A 20,469-nucleotide genomic window follows, 5' to 3' on the forward strand; every position below is an offset into this window, starting at 1 on the left:
CTTAGTTCACCCACACGCGCGCGTTGCGGAACATGCGCATCCAGGCGCCGTCTTCGTTCCACTCTTCCGGGCGCCACGAGTTCTGCACGGCGCGGAATACGCGCTCCGGGTGCGGCATCATGATGGTCACGCGGCCGTCGCGGCTGGTGAGGCCGGTAATGCCGCGTGGCGAGCCGTTCGGGTTGGCCGGGTAGCTTTCGGTGACCTTGCCGTGGTTGTCGACGAAACGCAGGGCCACGGTGCCGGACAGGTCGGCTTCAAGCAGCGCTTCTTCGCTGGCGAACTCGGCATGGCCTTCACCGTGGGCGATGGCGATTGGCATACGCGAACCGGCCATGCCTTGCAGGAAGATCGAGTTGGACTCCTGCACCTGCACCATGGCGACACGGGCTTCGAACTGCTCGGAACGGTTGCGCACAAAGTGCGGCCAGAACTCGCTGCCCGGGATCAGTTCGCTGAGGTTGGACATCATCTGGCAACCGTTGCACACACCCAGGGTGAAGCTGTCGTTGCGTTCGAAGAAGCCCTGGAACGCGTCGCGAGCACGGCTGTTGAACAGGGCCGACTTGGCCCAGCCTTCACCGGCACCCAGCACGTCGCCGTAGGAGAAACCACCGCAGGCCACCAGGCCTTTGAACTCGTTGAGATCAACGCGACCGGCGAGGATATCGCTCATGTGCACGTCAATCGCATTGAAACCGGCGCGATCGAACGCCGCGGCCATTTCCACCTGACCGTTGACGCCCTGCTCACGCAGTACGGCAACCTGTGGGCGAATGCCCTTCTTGATGTAAGGCGCGGCGATGTCCTGGTTGACGTCGAAGCTGAGCATGGTGCTCAGGCCCGGGTTGTCTTCTTCCAGGATCACGTCGAATTCCTGCTCGGCGCAGTCGGCGTTGTCGCGCAGGCGCTGGATCTGGTAGCTGGTCTCGGCCCACTGGCGTTGCAGCAAGCGGCGCTGACCGGTAAAGACCGTGTCGCCGTTGAACGAGATATTGACTTCGCCGTTGTTGATCGGCTGGCCAATCACCGCCACGCATTCGGCAAGGCCGGCAGCGCTGAATTGTGCGAGTACGTCCGGAGTCGCGTCCTGGCGAACCTGGATCACGGCGCCCAACTCTTCGTTGAACAGGATGCCGTTGATTTCGGCAGCATCCTCGGCAACGCTGTCGAGCACGATATTCAGGCCGCAGTGACCGGCGAAGGCCATTTCGACAACGCTGGTCAGCAAACCACCGTCGGAACGGTCGTGGTAAGCCAGCAGGTGACCGTCGGCGTTGAGGCCCTGGATCACGGCGAAGAAGGCTTTCAGGTCTTCGGCGTCATCGACGTCCGGTGCCTGTTTGCCCAACTTGCCATGGGTCTGCGCCAGGATCGAGGCACCCATGCGGTTCTGGCCACGTCCCAGGTCGATCAGGATCAGGTCGGTGGTGCCCTTGTCCATGCGCAGTTGCGGGGTCAGGGTCTGGCGGATGTCGGTGACCGGTGCGAAACCGGTGACGATCAGCGACAGTGGCGAGGTGACGCTCTTGTCGGTGCCTTCATCATTCCAACGAGTGGCCATGGACATGGAGTCCTTGCCCACCGGAATGGTGATACCCAGTTCCGGGCACAGCTCCATGCCGACAGCCTTGACGGTGTCGTACAGGCGCGCATCTTCACCGGGGTGGCCGGCAGCGGACATCCAGTTGGCCGACAGTTTGATGTCGGACAGCTTGCCGATACGCGAGGCGGCTATGTTGGTGAGGGTTTCACCAATGGCCATGCGGCCCGACGCCGGTGCGTCCAGCAGGGCCAGCGGCGTGCGCTCGCCCATGGCCATGGCTTCACCGGTATACACGTCGAAGCTGGTGGCGGTGACGGCAACGTCGGCCACCGGCACCTGCCATGGGCCAACCATTTGGTCACGGGCAACCAGGCCAGTGATGGTGCGGTCGCCGATGGTGATCAAAAAGCTTTTGCTCGCCACGGCCGGGTGGTGCAGCACGCGCTCAATGCTGTCGGCCAGCTCCAGCGTGCTTGGGTCGAAATCATCGCCCAGTTCGTTTTCACGTACCGCCGAACGGTGCATGCGCGGGGCTTTGCCCAGCAGCACTTCCAGCGGCATGTCTACCGGGCTGTTGCCGAAGTGGCTATCGGTAACCGTCAGCTGCGGCTCGGCAGTGGCTTCGCCGACCACGGCAAACGGGCAACGCTCACGTTCGCAGATGGCCTGGAAGCGTGCGAAGTCTTCAGGGCCGACGGCCAACACGTAACGTTCCTGGGATTCGTTGCTCCAGATTTCGTGCGGGGCCATGCCCGGCTCGTCGTTTGGAATGTTGCGCAGTTCGAAACGGCCACCGCGGTCGCCATCGTTGACCAGTTCCGGGAAGGCGTTGGACAAACCGCCGGCGCCGACGTCGTGGATGAAGCTGATCGGGTTCTTGTCGCCCAATTGCCAGCAACGGTCGATGACTTCCTGGCAGCGGCGTTCCATCTCAGGGTTTTCGCGCTGTACGGAAGCAAAATCCAGGTCTGCCGAGCTGGTGCCGGTGGCCATGGAGGAAGCCGCGCCGCCGCCCAGGCCGATCAACATCGCCGGGCCGCCGAGCACGATCAGCTTGGAGCCGACCAGGATCTCGCCTTTCTTGACGTGTTCTTCACGGATGTTGCCCATGCCGCCGGCCAACATGATCGGCTTGTGGTAACCGCGCACTTCATCGCCACGCGGGGTGGTGATGGATTGTTCGAAGGTACGGAAGTAACCGGTCAGCGCCGGACGCCCGAATTCGTTGTTGAACGCGGCGCCGCCCAGGGGGCCTTCGATCATGATGTCCAGCGCGGTGACGATGCGCTCAGGCTTGCCGTACGGCACTTCCCACGGTTGTTCGAAGCCCGGGATCTGCAGGTTGGACACGGTAAAACCGGTGAGGCCCGCCTTGGGCTTGGCGCCACGGCCGGTGGCGCCTTCGTCACGAATTTCGCCGCCAGACCCGGTGGCTGCGCCCGGGAACGGGGCAATCGCGGTCGGGTGGTTGTGGGTTTCAACCTTCATCAGGATGTGCACCGGCTCCTGCACCGCGCCGTACTGGCGGGTTTCCGGGTCCGGGAAGAAGCGACCGGCGACGGAGCCGACGATGACCGAGGCGTTGTCCTTGTAAGCCGACAGAACGCCTTCGCTGTGCATCACGTAGGTGTTCTTGATCATGCCGAACAGGCTTTTTTCCTGGCTTTGGCCGTCGATATCCCAACTGGCGTTGAAGATCTTGTGACGGCAGTGCTCGGAGTTGGCCTGGGCGAACATCATCAGTTCGATGTCGTGGGGGTTGCGCTTCAAGCCGGTGAAGGCGTTGACCAGGTAGTCGATTTCGTCTTCGGCCAGGGCCAGGCCCAGCTCGGTGTTGGCCTTCTCGAGGGCGGCGCGGCCGCCGCCGAGCACGTCAATCGCGGTCAGCGGCTTGGGCTCTGCGTGGCTGAACAGGCCGGCAGCCTGTTCCAGCTGGCTGACGATGATCTGGGTCATGCGGTCATGCAGGCTGCTGGCGATCAGCTCGGCTTCGGCATCGCTGAACTGGCCAGCGACGTAAAAGGCGATCCCACGCTCCAGGCGCTGGATTTTATCCAGGCCGCAGTTGCGGGCGATGTCACTGGCCTTGCTCGACCAGGGCGAGATGGTGCCGAACCGCGGCAGAACCAGGAACAAGCGGCCAGTCGGCTCTTGAACGGGAACGCTTGGGCCGTACTTCAGAAGGCGTGCCAGCACTTGCTGTTCGTCGGCGGTCAAGACGCCGGTAACGTCGGCGAAGTGAGCAAATTCAGCGTAAAGGCCTGTAACAGCTGGAACCTTCTGGCTCAGTTGCTCAAGGAGTTTGCTGTGGCGAAAGGCAGAAAGGGCAGGAGCGCCGCGCAGGATCAACATCTTCGGGACAGCCTCGGGAAGGGGTGTGCTTTGAGGCCGTGCATTCTAGCGTAAACCTTCGCCAACGGCACCCGAAACGGCACCGGTGGCCGCTGCCGAACGTCAGTTGGCAGGGTTTGCACGGCATCGGCAGGAAATCCGCGGTGTCGAGGGCAGTTATTTTAACCGTCACAATGGCGCTCCAGGCCGCGTTTCTGCGGGCTGCAGCACAGTTTTAACCGCGCTAGCAGACAAGTGCAGCGCTGTCGAGATATGGCGCCACGGGCCGTTTGCGTATACTGCGCAGATGTTCTCCCCAACTGTTTTGCGCCCGCGATGGGTCAAATGGCTCATCGCCACCCTGCTCTTCCTGACGCTCAGTGCCTGTGTTGATAAGCCCAGCACGCTTGAGCGAATCAAGGAGGATGGCGTATTGCGGGTGGTCACCCGGAACAGTCCGGCCACGTATTTCCAGGACCGTAACGGGGAGACCGGGTTCGAATATGAACTGGTCAAGCGTTTTGCCGACGAGTTGGGCGTGAAGCTGGAAATCGAGACCGCCGACAACCTCGATGACCTGTTCGGTCAGCTGGGCAAACCCAACGGCCCGGTTCTGGCCGCCGCCGGCCTGGTCAGCAGCGAACAGCGCCAGCAGCAGGTGCGTTTTTCCCACCCGTACCTGGAAGTGACCCCGCAGATCATCTATCGCAACGGCCAATCGCGCCCCACCAATGCAGCCGATCTGGCGGGCAAGAAGATCATGGTGCTCAAGGGCAGCACCCACGCCGAACAGCTTGCGGCGCTGAAGAAACAGAATCCTGCAATCGAATACGAAGAGTCCGACGCCGTTGAAGTAGTCGACCTGCTGCGCATGGTCGACGAGGGGCAGATCGACCTGACCCTGGTGGACTCCAACGAAGTCGCCATGAACCAGGTGTACTTTCCCAATGTGCGCGTGGCGTTCGACCTCGGCAATGCCAGCAACCAAAGCTGGGCCGTGGCGGCAGGCGACGACAACAGCCTGCTCAACGAAATCAACAGCTACCTGGACAAGGTCGAGAAGAACGGCACGTTGCAGCGTCTGAAAGACCGCTATTACGGACATGTCGACGTACTCGGCTATGTGGGCGCCTATACCTTTGCCCAGCATCTGCAACAACGCCTGCCCAAGTACGAGAAGCACTTTCGTGCCTATGCCAAGGCAGAGAAAGTCGATTGGCGGCTGCTGGCAGCCATCGGCTACCAGGAATCGCTGTGGCAACCGACGGTCACCTCCAAGACCGGCGTGCGCGGCCTGATGATGCTGACCCAGAACACCGCCCAAGCCATGGGCGTGTCCAACCGCCTGGACCCCAAGCAGAGCATCATGGGCGGCGCCAAGTACCTGGCCAGGATCAAGGATGAGCTGGACGACAAGATCGCCGAGCCCGACCGCACCTGGTTTGCCCTCGCCGCCTATAACGTCGGCACCGGTCATCTGGACGATGCACGTATCCTGGCCAAGAAAGAAGGCCTGAACCCGAACAAGTGGCTGGACGTGAAGAAGATGCTGCCGCGCTTGTCGCAGAAGCAGTGGTACAGCAAGACCCGCTATGGTTATGCGCGTGGCGGGGAGCCGGTACATTTTGTAGCGAACATCCGGCGTTACTACGACATTCTTACCTGGGTGACCCAGCCGCAGCTGGAAGGCAACCAGGTGGTGGAAGGCAACCTGCATGTGCCGGGTGTGGACAAGACCAAGCCGCCGCAGGACAGCCCTCAACTCTGATCACGACAGCCCGCACACTGCAAATCCCTGTGGGAGCCGGGCTTGCCCGCGATGGCGGCCTGACAGTCAAGGTATTCGGCGCCTGACACACTGCTATCGCGGGCAAGCCCGGCTCCCACATTTGATCATCGTAGCCTTATAGGCCGGTGAGCAGATGGACCACGCCGCCCGCCAGTACCATCACTGCGGGTACACCGGCAGCCTTCAACGCCGACTCATCCAACCCACCCACCTCCTTCAATTGCACCCTCACACGCGTCAGCGCCACGCGCTGCTGTGACGTAACGTTCCCCTCCCCGCCCAATGCACTCAGCACCTCGGCCGACAACAGGCTCGGTGTCGGTGCGGCAACCGAATCCGCCACCAAATCAGGCGTCAGGGCTTTCCAGAACGCCCGCTGCAATTTCTCGAACATGCTCAGTGCTCCACGACAGATGATGTTTCAACGGTGGCCGCGTGGTACAGGCGCAGGGCCTCACGCACTTGATTGGCTTCTTCCAGGCCCAGCACCTGGCGGGCGATGATCTGGCAGTCGTGCAGGTCCAGCTCACGCACGGTGGCCTTGATGGTCGGGATCAGCGGCACGCTGACCGACAGCTCATCCACGCCGAGCCCGATCAATACCGGCACGGCTACTGTTTCGGAGGCCAGCGCGCCACATACCCCCACCCACTTGCCGTGGGCATGGGCCGCTTTGACCGTGATGTCGATCAGGCGAAGTACCGCCGGGTGGAAACTGTCGGCCTGGCTGGCCAGACGCGGGTGGTCGCGGTCCATGGCGAGGGTGTATTGGGTCAGGTCGTTGGTGCCGATGGAGAAGAAATCCACATGAGGCGCAAACACATCCGCCATCAGCGCTGCGCTGGGGACTTCGATCATGATGCCCAGCTTCGGTAACTCGGTCAGCCCAAGCGCCAATGCCTCTTCTTCGAGCATCTTGCGCGCCAGGTGCAGCTCCGACAGCAGGCTGACCATCGGCAACATGATATGCAGTCGCGCCAAGCCTGCACTGGCAAGGATCGAGCGCAGCTGTTCACGCAGCAGTTGGGGGCGCTCCAGGCACAGGCGAATACCGCGCAGGCCAAGGAACGGGTTGGTCTCGCTCTCCATCGGCACATAGGCCAAGGGTTTGTCGCCGCCCACATCCAGGGTGCGCACCACCAGGTTGCGCTCGCTGCCAAGGGCACGGGCGATGGCGCTGTAAGTGCCAGCCTGTTCTTCGGCGCTCGGGGCGCGGTTGCGGTCCAGGTAAAGGAACTCCGAACGCAGCAGGCCCACGCCTTCCCCGCCCAGGGTCAGGGACTGCTCCACTTCCTGCAACGAGGCGACATTGGCGGTGACTTCAACGTGATGCCCATCGCGGGTGACCGCCGCCCGTGAGGCCTGTGCCACCTCACGTTGCAGTCGCAGCTTTTGCTGTTGGCGAACCGCCTGCAATTGTTCGATTTCAGCCAGGTCCGGCTCCAGATGCAGTTCGCCTTTGTCGGCATTGAGCAGTACCCGTTTGCCGTTGGCCAGGGCCAATACCTGGCTCGGCACCCCGCAAACAGAGGGCAGGCCCAGCGCGCGGGCAAGGATTGCCACATGACTGGTAGCGCCACCGGCGACCGTGACGAAGCCCAGGACTTTACCGGTATCCAGGCCGGCGGTTTGTGAGGGTGTCAGTTGCTCGGCGACCAGGATGGCGCACTCCGGCAGCTCCATGGATCGCTCGGGCACGCCCAGGATCAACTTGAGCACGCGCCGACCAACGTCGGCCAAGTCCGCTGCACGTTCAGCGAGCAGTGCCTTACCCAAGCCCTCGAAGAGTTGGGCGGTCGCCACTGTGGCGCGGTTCCAGGCAAAGGCGGCACTCTTGCCCTCGGCCAGCAGGCTATAGGCTTGTTCAAGCAGGGTTGGATCTTCGAGCAATTCCTGATGAGCGCGGAAAATTTCGGCTTGGGCACTGCCGGCCGCCTTGGCTTGCAAGTCTTGCAGCGCCTCGCTTGCCGCCCGTAGGCCACGCGCCAATGCGGCCCGCTCAAAGGTTTCTCCGACGCCAGCTTCGGGAATATCGAGCGCCGTCTCAGCCACTTGGACGACCTGGCCGAACGCCGAGCCCGGCGATGCGCAGACACCTCGTAACACGGTGGCCGAGGACGCCGGCGCGGCGCGCGTGTTGATTTTCTCGACCGCTACCGGCAAGGTCTCGCCACAGCCGTCGAGCAATAACGCCACCAGGGCCTGGATCGCCGCCTCGGCATCTTCGCCCGCCGCGCTCACCTGCACGCTGTCGCCCTGGCAGGTCTGCAGCGCCATGATCGCCACCAGGGACTTGGCATTCGCACTCTGGGTTTGCTTGTGCAGGTAAATGCTCGAGTTGAACCCTTTCGCCGCCTGGGCAAGCACCGCCGCAGGCCGGGCGTGCAAGCCATGAGCGTTGGGCACAGTCAGTGGCTTGGAGAACAGCGCGTTACCCTGCTCCTCATCCAGCTCGGCAGATACCTGCCCGGGCGATACTCGCAACAGTGGCTGGCCGGCCTCGACCAACGCCCGGTCTGCCACCAACAGCTCAAACGGCTCGCCGCTCACCACCAGCATCAAGGTCAGCAGACTGCGTGCATGGAGCGCCACATAGTCGGCATCGAACTCTATCAGCGGCTGCCCAGCCTCCACCCGCTGGCCTTCCTCGACCAGACGGGTGAAGCCCTGGCCAGCCAGGTTCACGGTGTCCAGACCGATATGCAGCAACACCTGCACGCCGTTGTCGTCGGTGACACTGACCGCATGACCGCTGTCCTGAATGTTGCTGATCACCCCGGCCAACGGCGCGCAGAGCGTCTGCGAGGTCGGGTCGATGCACAGCCCGTCGCCGATCACGCGACCGGAAAATACCGGGTCGGGTACCTGATCCAGCGCCAGCAGGACCCCGGACAGGGGCGCCAGCAGTGTCAGGGGTTTAGATGGGGTCATGACTTCACCTGTTGTTGTGTTTTTTAAATATCATTGGGAGCTACCGAATTACTTCCACCAATACTCGACTTGTACACCCATGTTCGAGCCATGCCGCGCAGTGCCATAGGCACCGGTATCAGATAATGCCGAACCCGCCGCCAGCTCATTGGCCGCACGCTTGGCCGCCTGGTTCCAGGACGCATAGGTGTAATACAACCGCACTTCCGGCCGAGCCCAGAACTCAGGACCTTTGGGCGACCAGGTCGGAGCGAACGTGAATTTGCTCAACTTGCGCGTGCCCCCCGTGGCGTCAACCTGATCGTGACCCAGCTCAGCGACCAGTTTGAATTGCTCGCTGATGGCATACGCCGGGCGCACGCCGAGGGAGATCCAATTCTGGTCCTGGCGCCCTGGGCGCACGTCTTTCTGGTACACCGCTTCAACTTGCCCGCCGAAACGCGGGGTCACCTGCCAGTCGAAGAACTCCACTACCCGGTAGCTTTTGCTGCTCCTGTCGAACGCGGTATTGCCGGTATAGCCCAGGCCGGTGCCTGGGCCTTCGCCGTACTGGAGGGCAAACTTGTTCTTGCCCCCCAGGAATGCAGCTTGTACATGCTGCGCGGTCAGCGCCCATCCGCTGTTGGCGTCACGCCCGCCAGCCTTGGCGATGTAGCTCAAGCCAAGCTCCAGCTCGCCGCCAGGGTTGGTATTGAAACCTGCGACGTTGAAGTCGTGACGGGTGGCGTATTCCTTCTGGTACAGGTTGTCCTTGCGTGACAGCGCGTAGCTGTATTTCAAGCCGCCGATCAGCACGTCCTCGATTCCCCCTCCGGTGGCGCTCTGGTTCCAGTAGTAGAAGTCGGAAATATGGATGTCGTTACGCTTGTAGTAACGCCGCCCGGCCCACAGCGAACCGCCATTGAGGCTGGGCAGGTTGGACCATTGCGCGTACATCTGCGGCATACGCGCCGAACCGTTGTTTTCGCCCTGGAATTTCAGGGCACGGTCGTACTGGTTGTAGAGGGAAGCCATGGCATCGACGCTGAACACCGACCCGTCATCGAGGGTCAGCAGGTCCTGGCGCAATTCCAGCTCAGCGTATTGCTCGCATTCGTTGCCCAAGCGGTACTTGGTTTGCGCCCCCGGTAGTTGGAAGCATTGCTGCTTGCCACTGCCCGTCGATGTGCCTGCGCCGCTGCGCAAGTAACCGGCGAATTCCAGAGCCTGGGCGCCAAACGGCGCAGCGAGGCAAGAGGCGATAAGACCCAGCTTTATTTTTGTTTTCATGAAGCGCTCCTTTTATTTTTATTGTTATTTCTTACTGTCTTGCGTGACGCGATCGCCCGTAGGGCGGCTTAGCCCTTGAGGTGCAGCACAAACGATTCGTAAGGGCGCAACACCACCGTGCTCGTGCGCACCGGGCAGTCGGGGTAGTTGCTGATCAGCAAACGTTGTTCGCACGCCGCGTTGATCACCTGATCGGGCAATTGGATTTCGCACGGCGTGCCGTAGAAGTTGTTGAGCACCAGCAGGCGCTCGCCCTGGCCTTCACGCAGGTAGGCCCAAACCTTGGAATGGTCTTGCAGCAGCGGGCGATAAACGCCTTGCTGGATCAGAGGTTCGCGGCGCCGCAGGGCGATCAATGCTCGGTAGTGATGCAGCACCGAGTCCGGGGCATCCAGCTGACTTTCGACATTGATGCGCGCGGCGTTGTCCGGGATGCCAATCCAGGGCTCGCCACGACTGAAACCGGCATTGGCCTGGCTGTTCCACTGCATCGGCGTACGCCCGTTGTCGCGGGACTTCTGCATGATCGCCGCCATGCTCGATGCTTCGGACTCTCCCGCATCGCGCTTGAGTCGGAAGATATTCAGGGTTTCTACATCGCGGTATTGTTCGATCCTGTCAAAGCCCGGGTTGGTCATCCCCAGTTCTTCGCCCTGGTACACATAGGGTGTGCCCTGGAGGAAGTGCAGCGCGGTGGCAAGCATCTTGGCCGAGACCACGCGATATTCGCCGTCATCACCAAATCGCGAAACCACCCGTGGCTGGTCGTGGTTACACCAGAACAGCGCGTTCCAACCGCCACCGGCCTGCATGCCTGTCTGCCAATCAGAGAGAATCTGCTTGAGTTGCAGGAAATCGAAATCGGCCTTTACCCACTTTTGCAGGTTGGGGTAATCGACTTTCAGGTGATGGAAGTTGAAGGTCATCGACAGCTCTTTCGAGGCCGGATTCGAGTAGCGAATGCAGTGTTCCAGGCGGGTGGACGACATCTCGCCCACGTTGATCAGGTCATGGCCGTCGAAGACTTCGCGGTGCATTTGCTGCAGGTACTCGTGCACATGCGGGCCGTCGGTGTAGAAGCGGCGGCCGTCGCTGGTGTCCTCGGGGAAATCGGCGGGCTTGGAGATCAGGTTGATCACGTCCAGGCGGAACCCACCCACGCCTTTGTCACGCCAGAAGCGCATCATCTTGAACACTTCGGCGCGCACCTTGGGGTTGTCCCAATTGAGGTCGGCCTGGGTGTGGTCGAACAGGTGCAGGTAGTACTGGCCAGTCTGCGCTTCGTATTCCCAGGCCGAGCCGCCGAACTTGGACTCCCAGTTGTTCGGCTGGTCGCGCCAGATGTAGAAGTCGCGGTAAGGGTTGTCGAGGCTGCTGCGTGCCTGCTGGAACCACTCGTGCTCGACGGAGGTGTGGTTGACCACGATGTCGAGCATCAGCCTGATGCCGCGCTTGGCCGCTTCGCTGATCAGCAAGTCGCAGTCGGCCATGGTCCCGTAGCTGGGGTCGATGGCGTAGTAATCGCTGATGTCGTAGCCGTTGTCGCGCTGGGGTGAGCGCAAAAACGGGGTGACCCACAGGCAATCCACGCCCAGCCAGTGCAAGTAGTCGAGCTTGTCGACGATGCCCAGCAGGTCACCGGTAGCGTTACCCGCGTGGCTGTGGAAGCTTTTGGGGTAGATCTGGTAGATCACCGAGTGTTGCCAGGTTTGCATGGTGGGTTCCTTCAGTAGAGTTGGGTGCTGGCCCGTCTGGCCTCATCGCAGGCAAGCCAGCTCCCACACTTGAATGTGTTCACAAATCACTGTGGGAGTTGGCTTGCCTGCGATAGCGATCTTCAGGCGACCCGGTAACCAGGCCGAATGATCTTCATGCTCAACAGGCAAGTCAGCGCAAACGGCACGACCATCGCCACGATCATGCCGATCACAAACATTGGAATCGCACTCGGTACGATCGAGATAAACCCGGGCAAGCCACCGACGCCGATGGCCGAAGCCGTCACCTTGTTCAGCGACAGGAAAATACTGCCCAGCGCCGAGCCCAGCAGAGCGGCGTAGAACGGGAACTTGAAGCGCAGATTCACCCCGAACATCGCCGGCTCGGTGATGCCGAAATAAGCCGAAATTGCCGAGGTGGACGCCATGCTTTTGTCCCGCGCATTGCGGGTCATGTAGAACACGCCCAATGCGGCGCTGCCCTGGGCCAGGTTGGACATGACGATCATTGGCCAGATAAAGGTGCCTCCCTGGGTCGAAATAAGCTGCAGGTCGACGGCCAGGAACATGTGGTGCATACCGGTGATCACCAATGGCGCATACAGCAGGCCGAAAATCGCCCCGCCAATCATGGGTGCAATCTCAAACAGGGTGACCAGGCCTTCGGTAATCAGGATGCCGAGGTGGCGGGTGACCGGGCCGATGATCGCCAGGGCCAGCACGCCGGTAACAACGATGGTGGTGATCGGCACGACCAGCAATTGAATCGCATTCGGTACCCGCGCCCTTAGCCACTTCTCGATCACGCTCATGACGAAGGCGGCCATCAGGATCGGCAGGATCTGCCCCTGGTAACCCACCTTCTCGATCTGGAACCAGCCGAAGATATCGAAGTACGGCAGGCTCTGGCCGTCGAGGCCGGCGACCGCCTTGCCGTAGTTCCAGGCGTTGAGCAGGTCGGGGTGCACCAGCATCAGGCCCAGCACAATGCCGAGGATTTCACTGCCGCCAAAACGCTTGGCTGCCGACCAGCCCACCAACGCCGGCAGGAACACGAACGAGGTGTTTGCCATCAGGTTGATCAGGCTCCACAGGCCATCCAGGTTCGGGTAGGCCTCCAGCAGGGTCTTGCCTTCGATGAACATGCCCTTGGCGCCCATCAGGTTGTTCACGCCCATCAACAGGCCGGCGATGATCAGCGCGGGCAGGATCGGCATGAACACATCGGAAAACACCCGCACCAGACGCTGCATGGGGTTGGTCTTGTCGCCGCCGGCTTTCTTCACGTCGGCAATGGTTGAGGCGGCCAGGCCGGTCAGTTCGCGCAGGGCGGCATAGACCTTCTCCACTTCGCCGGGGCCGATCACCACCTGGAACAGGCCGCCGGTAAAGAACGAGCCCTTGACCAGATCGACCTGGTTCAACGCATTGCCGTTGACCAGGCTTGGGTCCTTGAGCGCCAGGCGCAGGCGGGTCACGCAATGGGCAGCTTGCTCAAGGTTATCGCGGCCCCCGAGGTGCTCGAGAATCTCGCGGGCAGTAGACGAATAGTCGTGGCTCATGCTCGTTTTCCACTGTGATTGTTTTTATGGGTGGCAGTCATTGGCAGCACGCCGAGGAGGGAAAAGTACTCGTCTGTACGAGTTAAATCAACAACTCGTCTGTACGAGTTACACTTTTGTTTATATGTGGGAGCTTACTGTCAGACTTTTCCCTCGCCTGCACGGCTATCCAATGGACAAACCCCACCTCTGCCACTAAGGTTCCTGCCTTGAATGCAAGCCAGGCACAGAGCCATCTCATGAGCAAATACAACCAGATCTATACGGATCTGCTTGCCAGCATCACCACCGAACGCCTGCAACGCGGTACGCGCCTTCCCTCCGAAACCGAACTGATGGACGCCTACCAGGCCAGCCGTGGCACCGTGCGACGCGCCATCGAGCAGTTGCAGGAGCGTGGCTTTGCGCAAAAAATCCATGGCAAGGGCACCTTTGTGTTGTCGCCCAACCCGATCGAGTTCCAGTTGGGCGGCATCGTCAGCTTTCACGAGACCCACGCCGACCTGGGCGATGACGTACGCACTGACGTCGTCGAGTTCACCCAAATCCCGCTGGAAGGTTCTTTGCTGCAACACATCGAAGCCGAGCCCGGCACGCTGATCACCCGCGTCAAACGCGTACGACGTATCGGTGGCAAGCGCGTGATCCTGGACATCAACCACTTCGTTGCCGACCTGATCCCCGGCCTGGACCACTCGATTGCCGAGCAGTCGATCTACGCGTTTATCGAGCAAACGCTGGGGCTGCAGATCAGCTATGCACAGCGCACCATCGAAGCCCTGCCGCGCAGCAAAGACGACCAGGCGCACCTGGACCTTGATGGGCAAAGCCATGTGATCGTGGTGAGTAACCAGACGTTTTTGCAGGACGGGAGGCAGTTCGAGTACACCGAGTCGCGGCATACGCTGGATAAGTTTTACTTTTCGGATATTGCGCGGCGCTGAGCTGGACACAACGATGAATATTCCACACAAATGGCGTGAACAATTCCCCTGTGCGCTCATTGAACAACAGGCCATTGGCGAATCGCGGGCCGACGTCTTTCGTCTGCGCCAGAACGACGTTACAGATCTGTTCCTGAAGTCCGAGCCCCTCGAGGAACTTGGTGAGCTTGCAGACGAAATCGATCGACTGCGGTGGCTGCGGCAAATGAATCTGCCTGCGCCTGCTGTCGTGGATGAAGTCACAGAAAGCCATCGCCATTGGTTGCTGATGACCACCGTACCGGGACGGGACTTGGCCAGCGCCCACGAGCTTTGCGCCGAGCAAATCATCAACATCCTGGCAACAGCGCTACGCACCCTGCACCAGCTACCGGTCGCCCTCTGCCCATTCGATCACGCCCTTGAGCGGCGCATCACACGTGCACAGGAGCACGTCAGCGCCGGCCTGGTGGACGAGACGGATTTCGACGACGAACGACTAGGCCAAAGCGCTGAGGATGTGTTTGCTGAACTGGTGGCGACTCAGCCAAGCACTCATGATCTGGTAGTGACCCACGGCGACGCCTGCCTGCCGAACTTCATGGCGGCAGACGGTCACTTCAGCGGTTATATCGACTGCGGACGCCTGGGGGTCAGTGACCGTTATCAAGACCTTGCCCTGGCTGCGCGAAGTATTGAACGCAACCTGGGGCAGGCATGGGTGAAACCCTTTTTTGAGGTTTATGGTGTTGAGCCCGACGAGCAGCGTATGAAGTTCTATTGTCTGCTGGATGAGTTTTTCTGACGCTGAGCGTACTGTCGATACGCATCTCTAAGTTCAAGTCGGTAACACCGTCACTTAAGATTCAGGAAGGGCACAAAGCAACCCTGCGGCGAGGGAGCTTTCTCCCGCTGGGCCGCGAAGCGCCCCCTCTTCTTCTGGCGAAGCAGCTTGTTACCGTTGAGTAACACAGCGGCCTGACAAACAGATTCAACCTTACGTAGAATGCCTCCGTGGCTATGGAACACCTTCCTTCTAACCTCCTATGATCTAGGGGTTTCGCTCTCCACACTACGCCTGCTACTTGCAGGCGTTTTTACATCAGCTGTAGCACGACGCTACAACTCGTCCACGCCGGCGGCCAAGGGAGAAAATCAAGCATGAATCAGGGGTTGTTCCTGCGTCGCCGTTGCAAAGTTTACGTTCCGGTGGGCACTGGCGGTGCTTCGCGCGCTCAGGTCGCGTCGGCTATCCGGGAAGTAGCGGCGTTCCGATGTGTATTGTCAGAATCTCTGATTGAGCAAATCGGCAAGTTATCAGCGACAGAACTCAAGTACTGGCTGCGCGAAATTGTTGGGGTCCTTCGGCGGGAAACTGGCGCTCATGTACATCACAGGCCGTTTTACCCTGGCTTTCCAGAGCAGGTTATGATGACCTCAGAGGCCGAGTTGTACCTTAACGCCGTCATTCACTACTTCACGCTTCTACGTTTACCACCGACCGAATACTCCCGACCTGCGATGCTTGAAGGCAACTTCATATCTCGCGTTATCGAACCGGGAAGCGTCTCTGAGTTCGAGTCACTCCTTGAACCGCTGATTGCATCGCGCACCTCGCTGTCCGAAGAGGAAACTGCCGATGTCGTCTGGTTTATCCGAAAGTACAAAAGCGATGTGTTCCGACTGTTGCCTGAGACCGTACCGTTTCGGGAAATCCGTGCGCAGGTTGGCGGCGCACTTTTCCAGCATGTACCCGGCGATGCACGGGCTGAGGCATTTCTGGAGCGGAACGTCGACACTGCGACTGACGTACTACGACTCGCGGTCGCGCTAAATGGAGGAGACGTGTCACTTGCGACAGCGTTGACACGTTTCACTGCGATGAAGCGCTCAACGCGCCGCCTGCTGTTGCGCCTGCTCGACCGGATACCCAACGCTGCAGAAGGTGTGATGCGGCATGCTGAGCAATGGAAACGCCTGGCTGAAGTACTGCATCCGGGCGACTACGCCGGTAAGTACCCTCAAGCATTAGCCGCCATCACGGCAGCACGTCGCAACGAAGCACCAGCTTCATTTGGATCACGCGTCGAAACATTACTTGCCCAGCGTCACATCACCACCCTTACACCCATACTCCAAAGCCGTCCTGGCGAGTTCGCACGACGGCTGGACGTGACCCTGCGGCGCGCGACGGAACCAGAATCGGTTCTCGACGCGTTCGAGGCGGTTGCGACACAAGTGTCCTCACCTGTTCTGCTGCAGCTACTGGCCCAGGTACGGGCTCCGCGCCCCCTGCCTCTGCGAGCCTTCACACCGAAGGGTGCATTCGCCAAAGTCTATGGCATCAAGGATCGACGCGAACCTCTCGCCCCCGATGTGTTGGCTCGTGCGACTAGAATCTGCGAGGACGCTCTAGTATCGCGTTTTGCGTCGCTACCGCCACTAGGCCGTTGTTTCATCGATCCAGCATTACGCGAATACAGGGTACCGCTGGCGCAGCGTGCTTCATCGAAGTCACTACGTACGCTGGTGCGAGGCAGTCGGTTGCCTATACCTGACACACGCTTCATTCGGCTGTTCCTGTGGTGGAAGAACGGCCGTGAGCGCACGGATATCGACTTGTCCGCCGCTTTTTTCGACGCCAACTTTGTGTTCATGGAAACGGTCGCCTACTACAACCTAAAGAGTTTAGGCGGCTACCACAGCGGCGACATCGTCGACGCGCCCGACGGGGCTTCGGAGTTCATCGACCTAAACCTTGATGTCCTCGTCGAGAAGGGTGTTCGCTACGTTGTCACGTCTATCAACTCATACACCGAGCAGCCGTACTGCGATCTTCCAGAATGCTTCGCGGGCTGGATGGCCCGCGCCGACACGGCGTCGGGTGAAGTATTCGAGCCGCGCTCCGTGTTCGACCGTATCGATATCGCGTCCGACACAAGGATCTGTCTGCCATTCGTGATGGACTTGCAGGAACGGGGCATGATTTGGGCCGATCTGGGGCTCACTTCATCTCCGCGGTGGAACAACGTGCAGAACAACCTCAGTGGGGTATCGTTGATGCTGCGAGCTTTGGTACATACACCAAGGCCGGACTTGGAGACGCTGTTCGATTTACATGTTCGAGCACGGGGAGAACGAGTGGCTTCACCGCACCAGGCACAGCAGGTGTTTGCGCCGGATCAAGGGATAACACCGTTCGATACGAATTTGATTCGATCACAGTTTCTTTAATAGCTACGTCAGCCTTTGCCGCTCATTGAAGCAACAACTCTTGCTTCGAAGCTTTTTATCCAAAAACAAAAAAGCCAGTCAGTCATAACTGGCTGGCATTGGCTAAGCCCCTTCCTGCGCTAGTCCGAATTTAGCGCTGTACTCTAATCAGTGAAGGCACCCTATCACTCCCACTCGAATATAAACAGTCAATACTAACCCTGCCCCACGGACAATTCCGCCCAAGTACGGAGTTTTATTTGCTTACTGTAGATCAAGCGAGCGTCTGCGCTTTTTCTGTCGATGAGAGTGGTAGAGCAACCGGATCGATTTTCGGCACGATTCGTGAGATAACGTAGACTGAGTTTTGCGAAAGGACGCTCAAGATCAATGTTTCCGTACGTTGCCACCTACCTGCTTTTCGCCTGCATGCTCGCGGTCCTGGACCGTCTCAGTGATCGCCCGTTGTTCATTCGAACTCACCTCAAGCATTTGCCATGGAAGCTTAACTACAACTTCAGATGGTGGAGAACCCAAGAATATTGTGCGGCATTGATTCAGTTATCAATTGCCGGACTGCTCTTTCTTTTGTTTTGGAACACTCTCGGAGGAGCAAAATACACCCGTGTGGCGCAAGGTCTGTTTGTCTTGATTTGCGTGAGCTCGTCTGTACTTTCTATAAAGCAGTTTCAGTTGATAAAGAGATTCAAGGCTCACGTGTGGTGGATGACAGGCCTAGCAGCCTTGGGAACAGTTGCACTGAGCATCGTAGCAAGTGCGTATGCAGATTCATTGATAGTCAACTGGACCCGCATCGAGGCCGCACAGTTTCCTCTTGCCCAAAAGGCGTTATCCGCCTTAATCCTTATAGCTCTATGGGGTTACGTCGTGACCGTCCTGATCAGCTTAAGCGTAGGAATTGTTGCTTTTTCAATGACCGTGACACAACCCGCTTTCATGCTGGAAACCAAGAAAAAGCACTTGAAGTTCAAAAATTGGAACCAGTACAAACCCGGTTTGGAGCAACGAAGACATTCCAGGCTGCTCGTGACCATTTGGAGTGGGGCAGCTTTTACCGTGGCCATCCTGTTGAATTCTTGGGTTTCTATCCTGGGTCACGCAGAAGAAGGCCTCCAAGACGTAATGATCTTTGCCTCATTTCACCTCCATCCTGAAGACTGTGGAATTCAGGGTAGAACCGCAGACACCTGGGCTGCCCTTGTCGCCGAAGGTCGAACAGTGATCGCAACACCTGCCGCTAATGGTTACTCGTACGAAACCATGGGGTGCAAAATACAGCCTGCGAAACTCGTTACTGCAGTACAAAAGAAGTGAAGTGGATCCACAACGAACGCAAAAAGGGGACTTGTTTATTTCTCGCACGCTAAATCAGTCCCCTTTTCTTTGCTCGATTGCCGAGCAGTCGATCTACGCGTTTATCGAGCAAACGCTGGGGCTGCAGATCAGCTATGCACAGCGCACCATCGAAGCCCTGCCGCGCAGCAAGGACGACCAGGCGCATCTGGATCTCGATGGGCAGAGCCATGTGATTGTGGTGAGTAACCAGACGTTTTTGCAGGACGGGAGGCAGTTCGAGTACACCGAGTCGCGGCATACGCTGGATAAGTTTTACTTTTCGGATATTGCGCGGCGGTGAATTCTACGCGCGGGCTTGGGGTTAGCAGCTGGAGAACCGCTCCCCTTAGTCGATGGCATAGCCCCGTCGCTGATCAAACTCGAGATATTTTCGGGTGATCGCAGGATCATCTGAGCGCCCCTCGACAGTGTCCGTCGTCACCAAGCCATTCAGGCCCTGGACGCAATGAATAGCGGCTTCCCATGCGTCGGGCTCCACGGGCGGCTCAATAAAGTCTTTTAAGTACGCATCCAGAATGCCCTTATCAGGCGTCTCGATTTCTTGACTCAAGGCAGACAGATAGGCCGACTTATCCGTGCGGCCCCAATTAATCGAGAACCCTGCGCGATGACAGAGGACTGAATGAACCACCAGCATTGTTCTTCCATTGCCATCAAGGAATGGATGCCCGTAAGCGAAAAAACCCATCACCAGGCCGGGTGACTTTTAAGCACAACCTTGTTCTGCCCCAAACGAAGCCCTTCTTCAACGGCTCTTTTGGCTTCGTACGGAAGACAAAAACAGGTGCCCGCTTTGGAAATCGCCAAGTCAGGAGAGGTCGCCATCCTGTCACTGCCTGCCCACGGATAAAGATCACCAAACAGAAGTGCGTGGACTTTTAAAAAATCGCGATACGTGATCGTGCTTTTCTTCGCCAAATAGGCCATCGCGTCAGCAAGGTTCGCCGTAAACAGGTCATGTTCAAGCTGCTTGACGATGTTCAGGTCTTTTTCACCGACAACGTTTCTGAGATAGCCCTTCGCGTCAAAGTCCTTGAATGGGTCAAATACGCTGCTTTTCCCTCAAGTAGTTGGTAAGCAGATGAACCGCTTCCAGACCAGTGACTTTTTTCTCTTTCTTCAGCGCGATGACCAAGTTCTCTATGACGTCAGTCTGAACATCGTCTCCCGCCAACCGAGAAACATTTTCTGCCCACTCATCGGCGTAAGTCCGGATGTAAGCGACCTGACATGCGTCCGCCAGATCCATCACGTAACGCCGTAGTCCAGACTCAGGAATGATCAACGCACCCGTTTTCGGATGACGCCGGACCGAACTTTTCGGTTTACGGGGAGAGGCGAGTTCATTGACATAAACCACTGACCGTCCACCAAGCGATAACTTGCGTCGAATTCGGCGGCTACCCTTTATGCAAATCCTTGCATCCTTTGACACGACCAAACGCCCGGCGCCGGACTTGGCGACCTGCACAGAAGCACTAACGCCAAGCCGCTGAAATACCTCAACGGCGAGCGCTTCAAGGTCAGCCACAGGAGTCACAATGCCAGTATCAGGGCAACGAGAAGCTTTGGCGTAGATGCCAATGCCCATGCGCACAATCACGCCTTTGCGCATTAACTCGTCCAATGCGACAGAAACCTGTGAATGCCCGCCAAGCGCAGCAACATCCATGCGCAGGATCACGTTTCCCAGCACGCCCTCAATGGCAGTCTGCATACGCTCTTCCAGCTTCAAGTACAGACCTCCGGCAATAGCTTCTCAGAATCACTTCAAAGGGGTGCCAATCGATGCAGTTCGATTATGGGCAAG

The 20,469-nt window shown here is 59.0% G+C and carries 14 protein-coding genes and 1 pseudogene; 6 read left to right on the plus strand and 9 right to left on the minus strand.

The window, feature by feature from the left end:
• Position 1: 1 nt before the first annotated feature.
• Positions 2-3,898, minus strand: coding sequence for a phosphoribosylformylglycinamidine synthase (gene purL / locus LJX92_RS21575; protein WP_032879622.1), 3,897 nt, complete (start codon positions 3,896-3,898; stop codon positions 2-4).
• A 286-nt stretch (positions 3,899-4,184) separates the two neighbouring features.
• On the opposite strand from purL, the gene mltF reads away from it, so the two are divergent.
• Complete coding sequence (gene mltF / locus LJX92_RS21580) at positions 4,185-5,645, plus strand: membrane-bound lytic murein transglycosylase MltF (protein WP_005791148.1); 1,461 nt, start codon at positions 4,185-4,187, stop codon at positions 5,643-5,645.
• Between the two features lie 136 nt (positions 5,646-5,781).
• Here the strand turns inward: mltF and LJX92_RS21585 are convergent, their stop codons facing one another.
• The 5 genes from LJX92_RS21585 to treP all read right to left on the minus strand — a co-directional run bounded on the left by LJX92_RS21585 (position 5,782) and on the right by treP (position 13,146).
• Positions 5,782-6,060 carry a PTS transporter subunit EIIB gene (locus LJX92_RS21585; protein ID WP_228308930.1) on the minus strand — a complete coding sequence of 93 codons (279 nt, stop codon included), beginning with the start codon at positions 6,058-6,060 and terminating at the stop codon, positions 5,782-5,784.
• Positions 6,061-6,062: 2 nt separating this feature from the next.
• On the minus strand, positions 6,063-8,597 hold the full coding sequence (gene ptsP / locus LJX92_RS21590; protein ID WP_228308931.1) for a phosphoenolpyruvate--protein phosphotransferase: 2,535 nt from the start codon (positions 8,595-8,597) through the stop codon (positions 6,063-6,065).
• A gap of 48 nt (positions 8,598-8,645) precedes the next feature.
• Positions 8,646-9,866, minus strand: coding sequence for a maltoporin (locus tag LJX92_RS21595; protein WP_228308932.1), 1,221 nt, complete (start codon positions 9,864-9,866; stop codon positions 8,646-8,648).
• A 68-nt stretch (positions 9,867-9,934) separates the two neighbouring features.
• On the minus strand, positions 9,935-11,581 hold the full coding sequence (gene treC / locus LJX92_RS21600) for an alpha,alpha-phosphotrehalase (protein ID WP_228308933.1): 1,647 nt from the start codon (positions 11,579-11,581) through the stop codon (positions 9,935-9,937).
• A gap of 122 nt (positions 11,582-11,703) precedes the next feature.
• Positions 11,704-13,146 carry a PTS system trehalose-specific EIIBC component gene (treP, locus tag LJX92_RS21605; RefSeq protein ID WP_032879618.1) on the minus strand — a complete coding sequence of 481 codons (1,443 nt, stop codon included), beginning with the start codon at positions 13,144-13,146 and terminating at the stop codon, positions 11,704-11,706.
• 239 nt (positions 13,147-13,385) lie between these two features.
• On the opposite strand from treP, the gene treR reads away from it, so the two are divergent.
• From treR to LJX92_RS21630, 5 genes and pseudogenes are all read left to right on the plus strand, one after another.
• Positions 13,386-14,090, plus strand: a complete 705-nt coding sequence (treR, locus tag LJX92_RS21610; protein ID WP_032879617.1) for a trehalose operon repressor — start codon at positions 13,386-13,388, stop codon at positions 14,088-14,090.
• Between the two features lie 13 nt (positions 14,091-14,103).
• Positions 14,104-14,874, plus strand: coding sequence for an APH(3')-II family aminoglycoside O-phosphotransferase (locus tag LJX92_RS21615; RefSeq protein ID WP_228308934.1), 771 nt, complete (start codon positions 14,104-14,106; stop codon positions 14,872-14,874).
• A gap of 356 nt (positions 14,875-15,230) precedes the next feature.
• Complete coding sequence (locus LJX92_RS21620) at positions 15,231-17,303, plus strand: TerD family protein (RefSeq protein ID WP_228308935.1); 2,073 nt, start codon at positions 15,231-15,233, stop codon at positions 17,301-17,303.
• A gap of 369 nt (positions 17,304-17,672) precedes the next feature.
• Positions 17,673-18,617: a hypothetical protein gene (locus LJX92_RS21625; protein ID WP_228308936.1), complete on the plus strand. Its 945-nt coding sequence runs from the start codon at positions 17,673-17,675 to the stop codon at positions 18,615-18,617.
• A 76-nt stretch (positions 18,618-18,693) separates the two neighbouring features.
• A pseudogene (locus LJX92_RS21630) lies at positions 18,694-18,939 on the plus strand (UTRA domain-containing protein); the annotation flags it as partial.
• 45 nt (positions 18,940-18,984) lie between these two features.
• Here the strand turns inward: LJX92_RS21630 and LJX92_RS21635 are convergent.
• The 3 genes from LJX92_RS21635 to LJX92_RS21645 all read right to left on the minus strand — a co-directional run bounded on the left by LJX92_RS21635 (position 18,985) and on the right by LJX92_RS21645 (position 20,394).
• Positions 18,985-19,296, minus strand: coding sequence for a hypothetical protein (locus tag LJX92_RS21635; RefSeq protein ID WP_266105147.1), 312 nt, complete (start codon positions 19,294-19,296; stop codon positions 18,985-18,987).
• Between the two features lie 50 nt (positions 19,297-19,346).
• Positions 19,347-19,586, minus strand: coding sequence for a hypothetical protein (locus tag LJX92_RS21640; protein ID WP_228308938.1), 240 nt, complete (start codon positions 19,584-19,586; stop codon positions 19,347-19,349).
• A gap of 115 nt (positions 19,587-19,701) precedes the next feature.
• Positions 19,702-20,394 (minus strand): hypothetical protein, encoded by a 693-nt coding sequence (locus LJX92_RS21645; protein WP_228308939.1) that lies wholly within the window; start codon positions 20,392-20,394, stop codon positions 19,702-19,704.
• Between the last annotated feature and the right edge of the window lie 75 nt (positions 20,395-20,469).

Source organism: Pseudomonas sp. HN8-3 (assembly GCF_020790195.1).
Classification (GTDB): domain Bacteria; phylum Pseudomonadota; class Gammaproteobacteria; order Pseudomonadales; family Pseudomonadaceae; genus Aquipseudomonas; species Aquipseudomonas synxantha_A.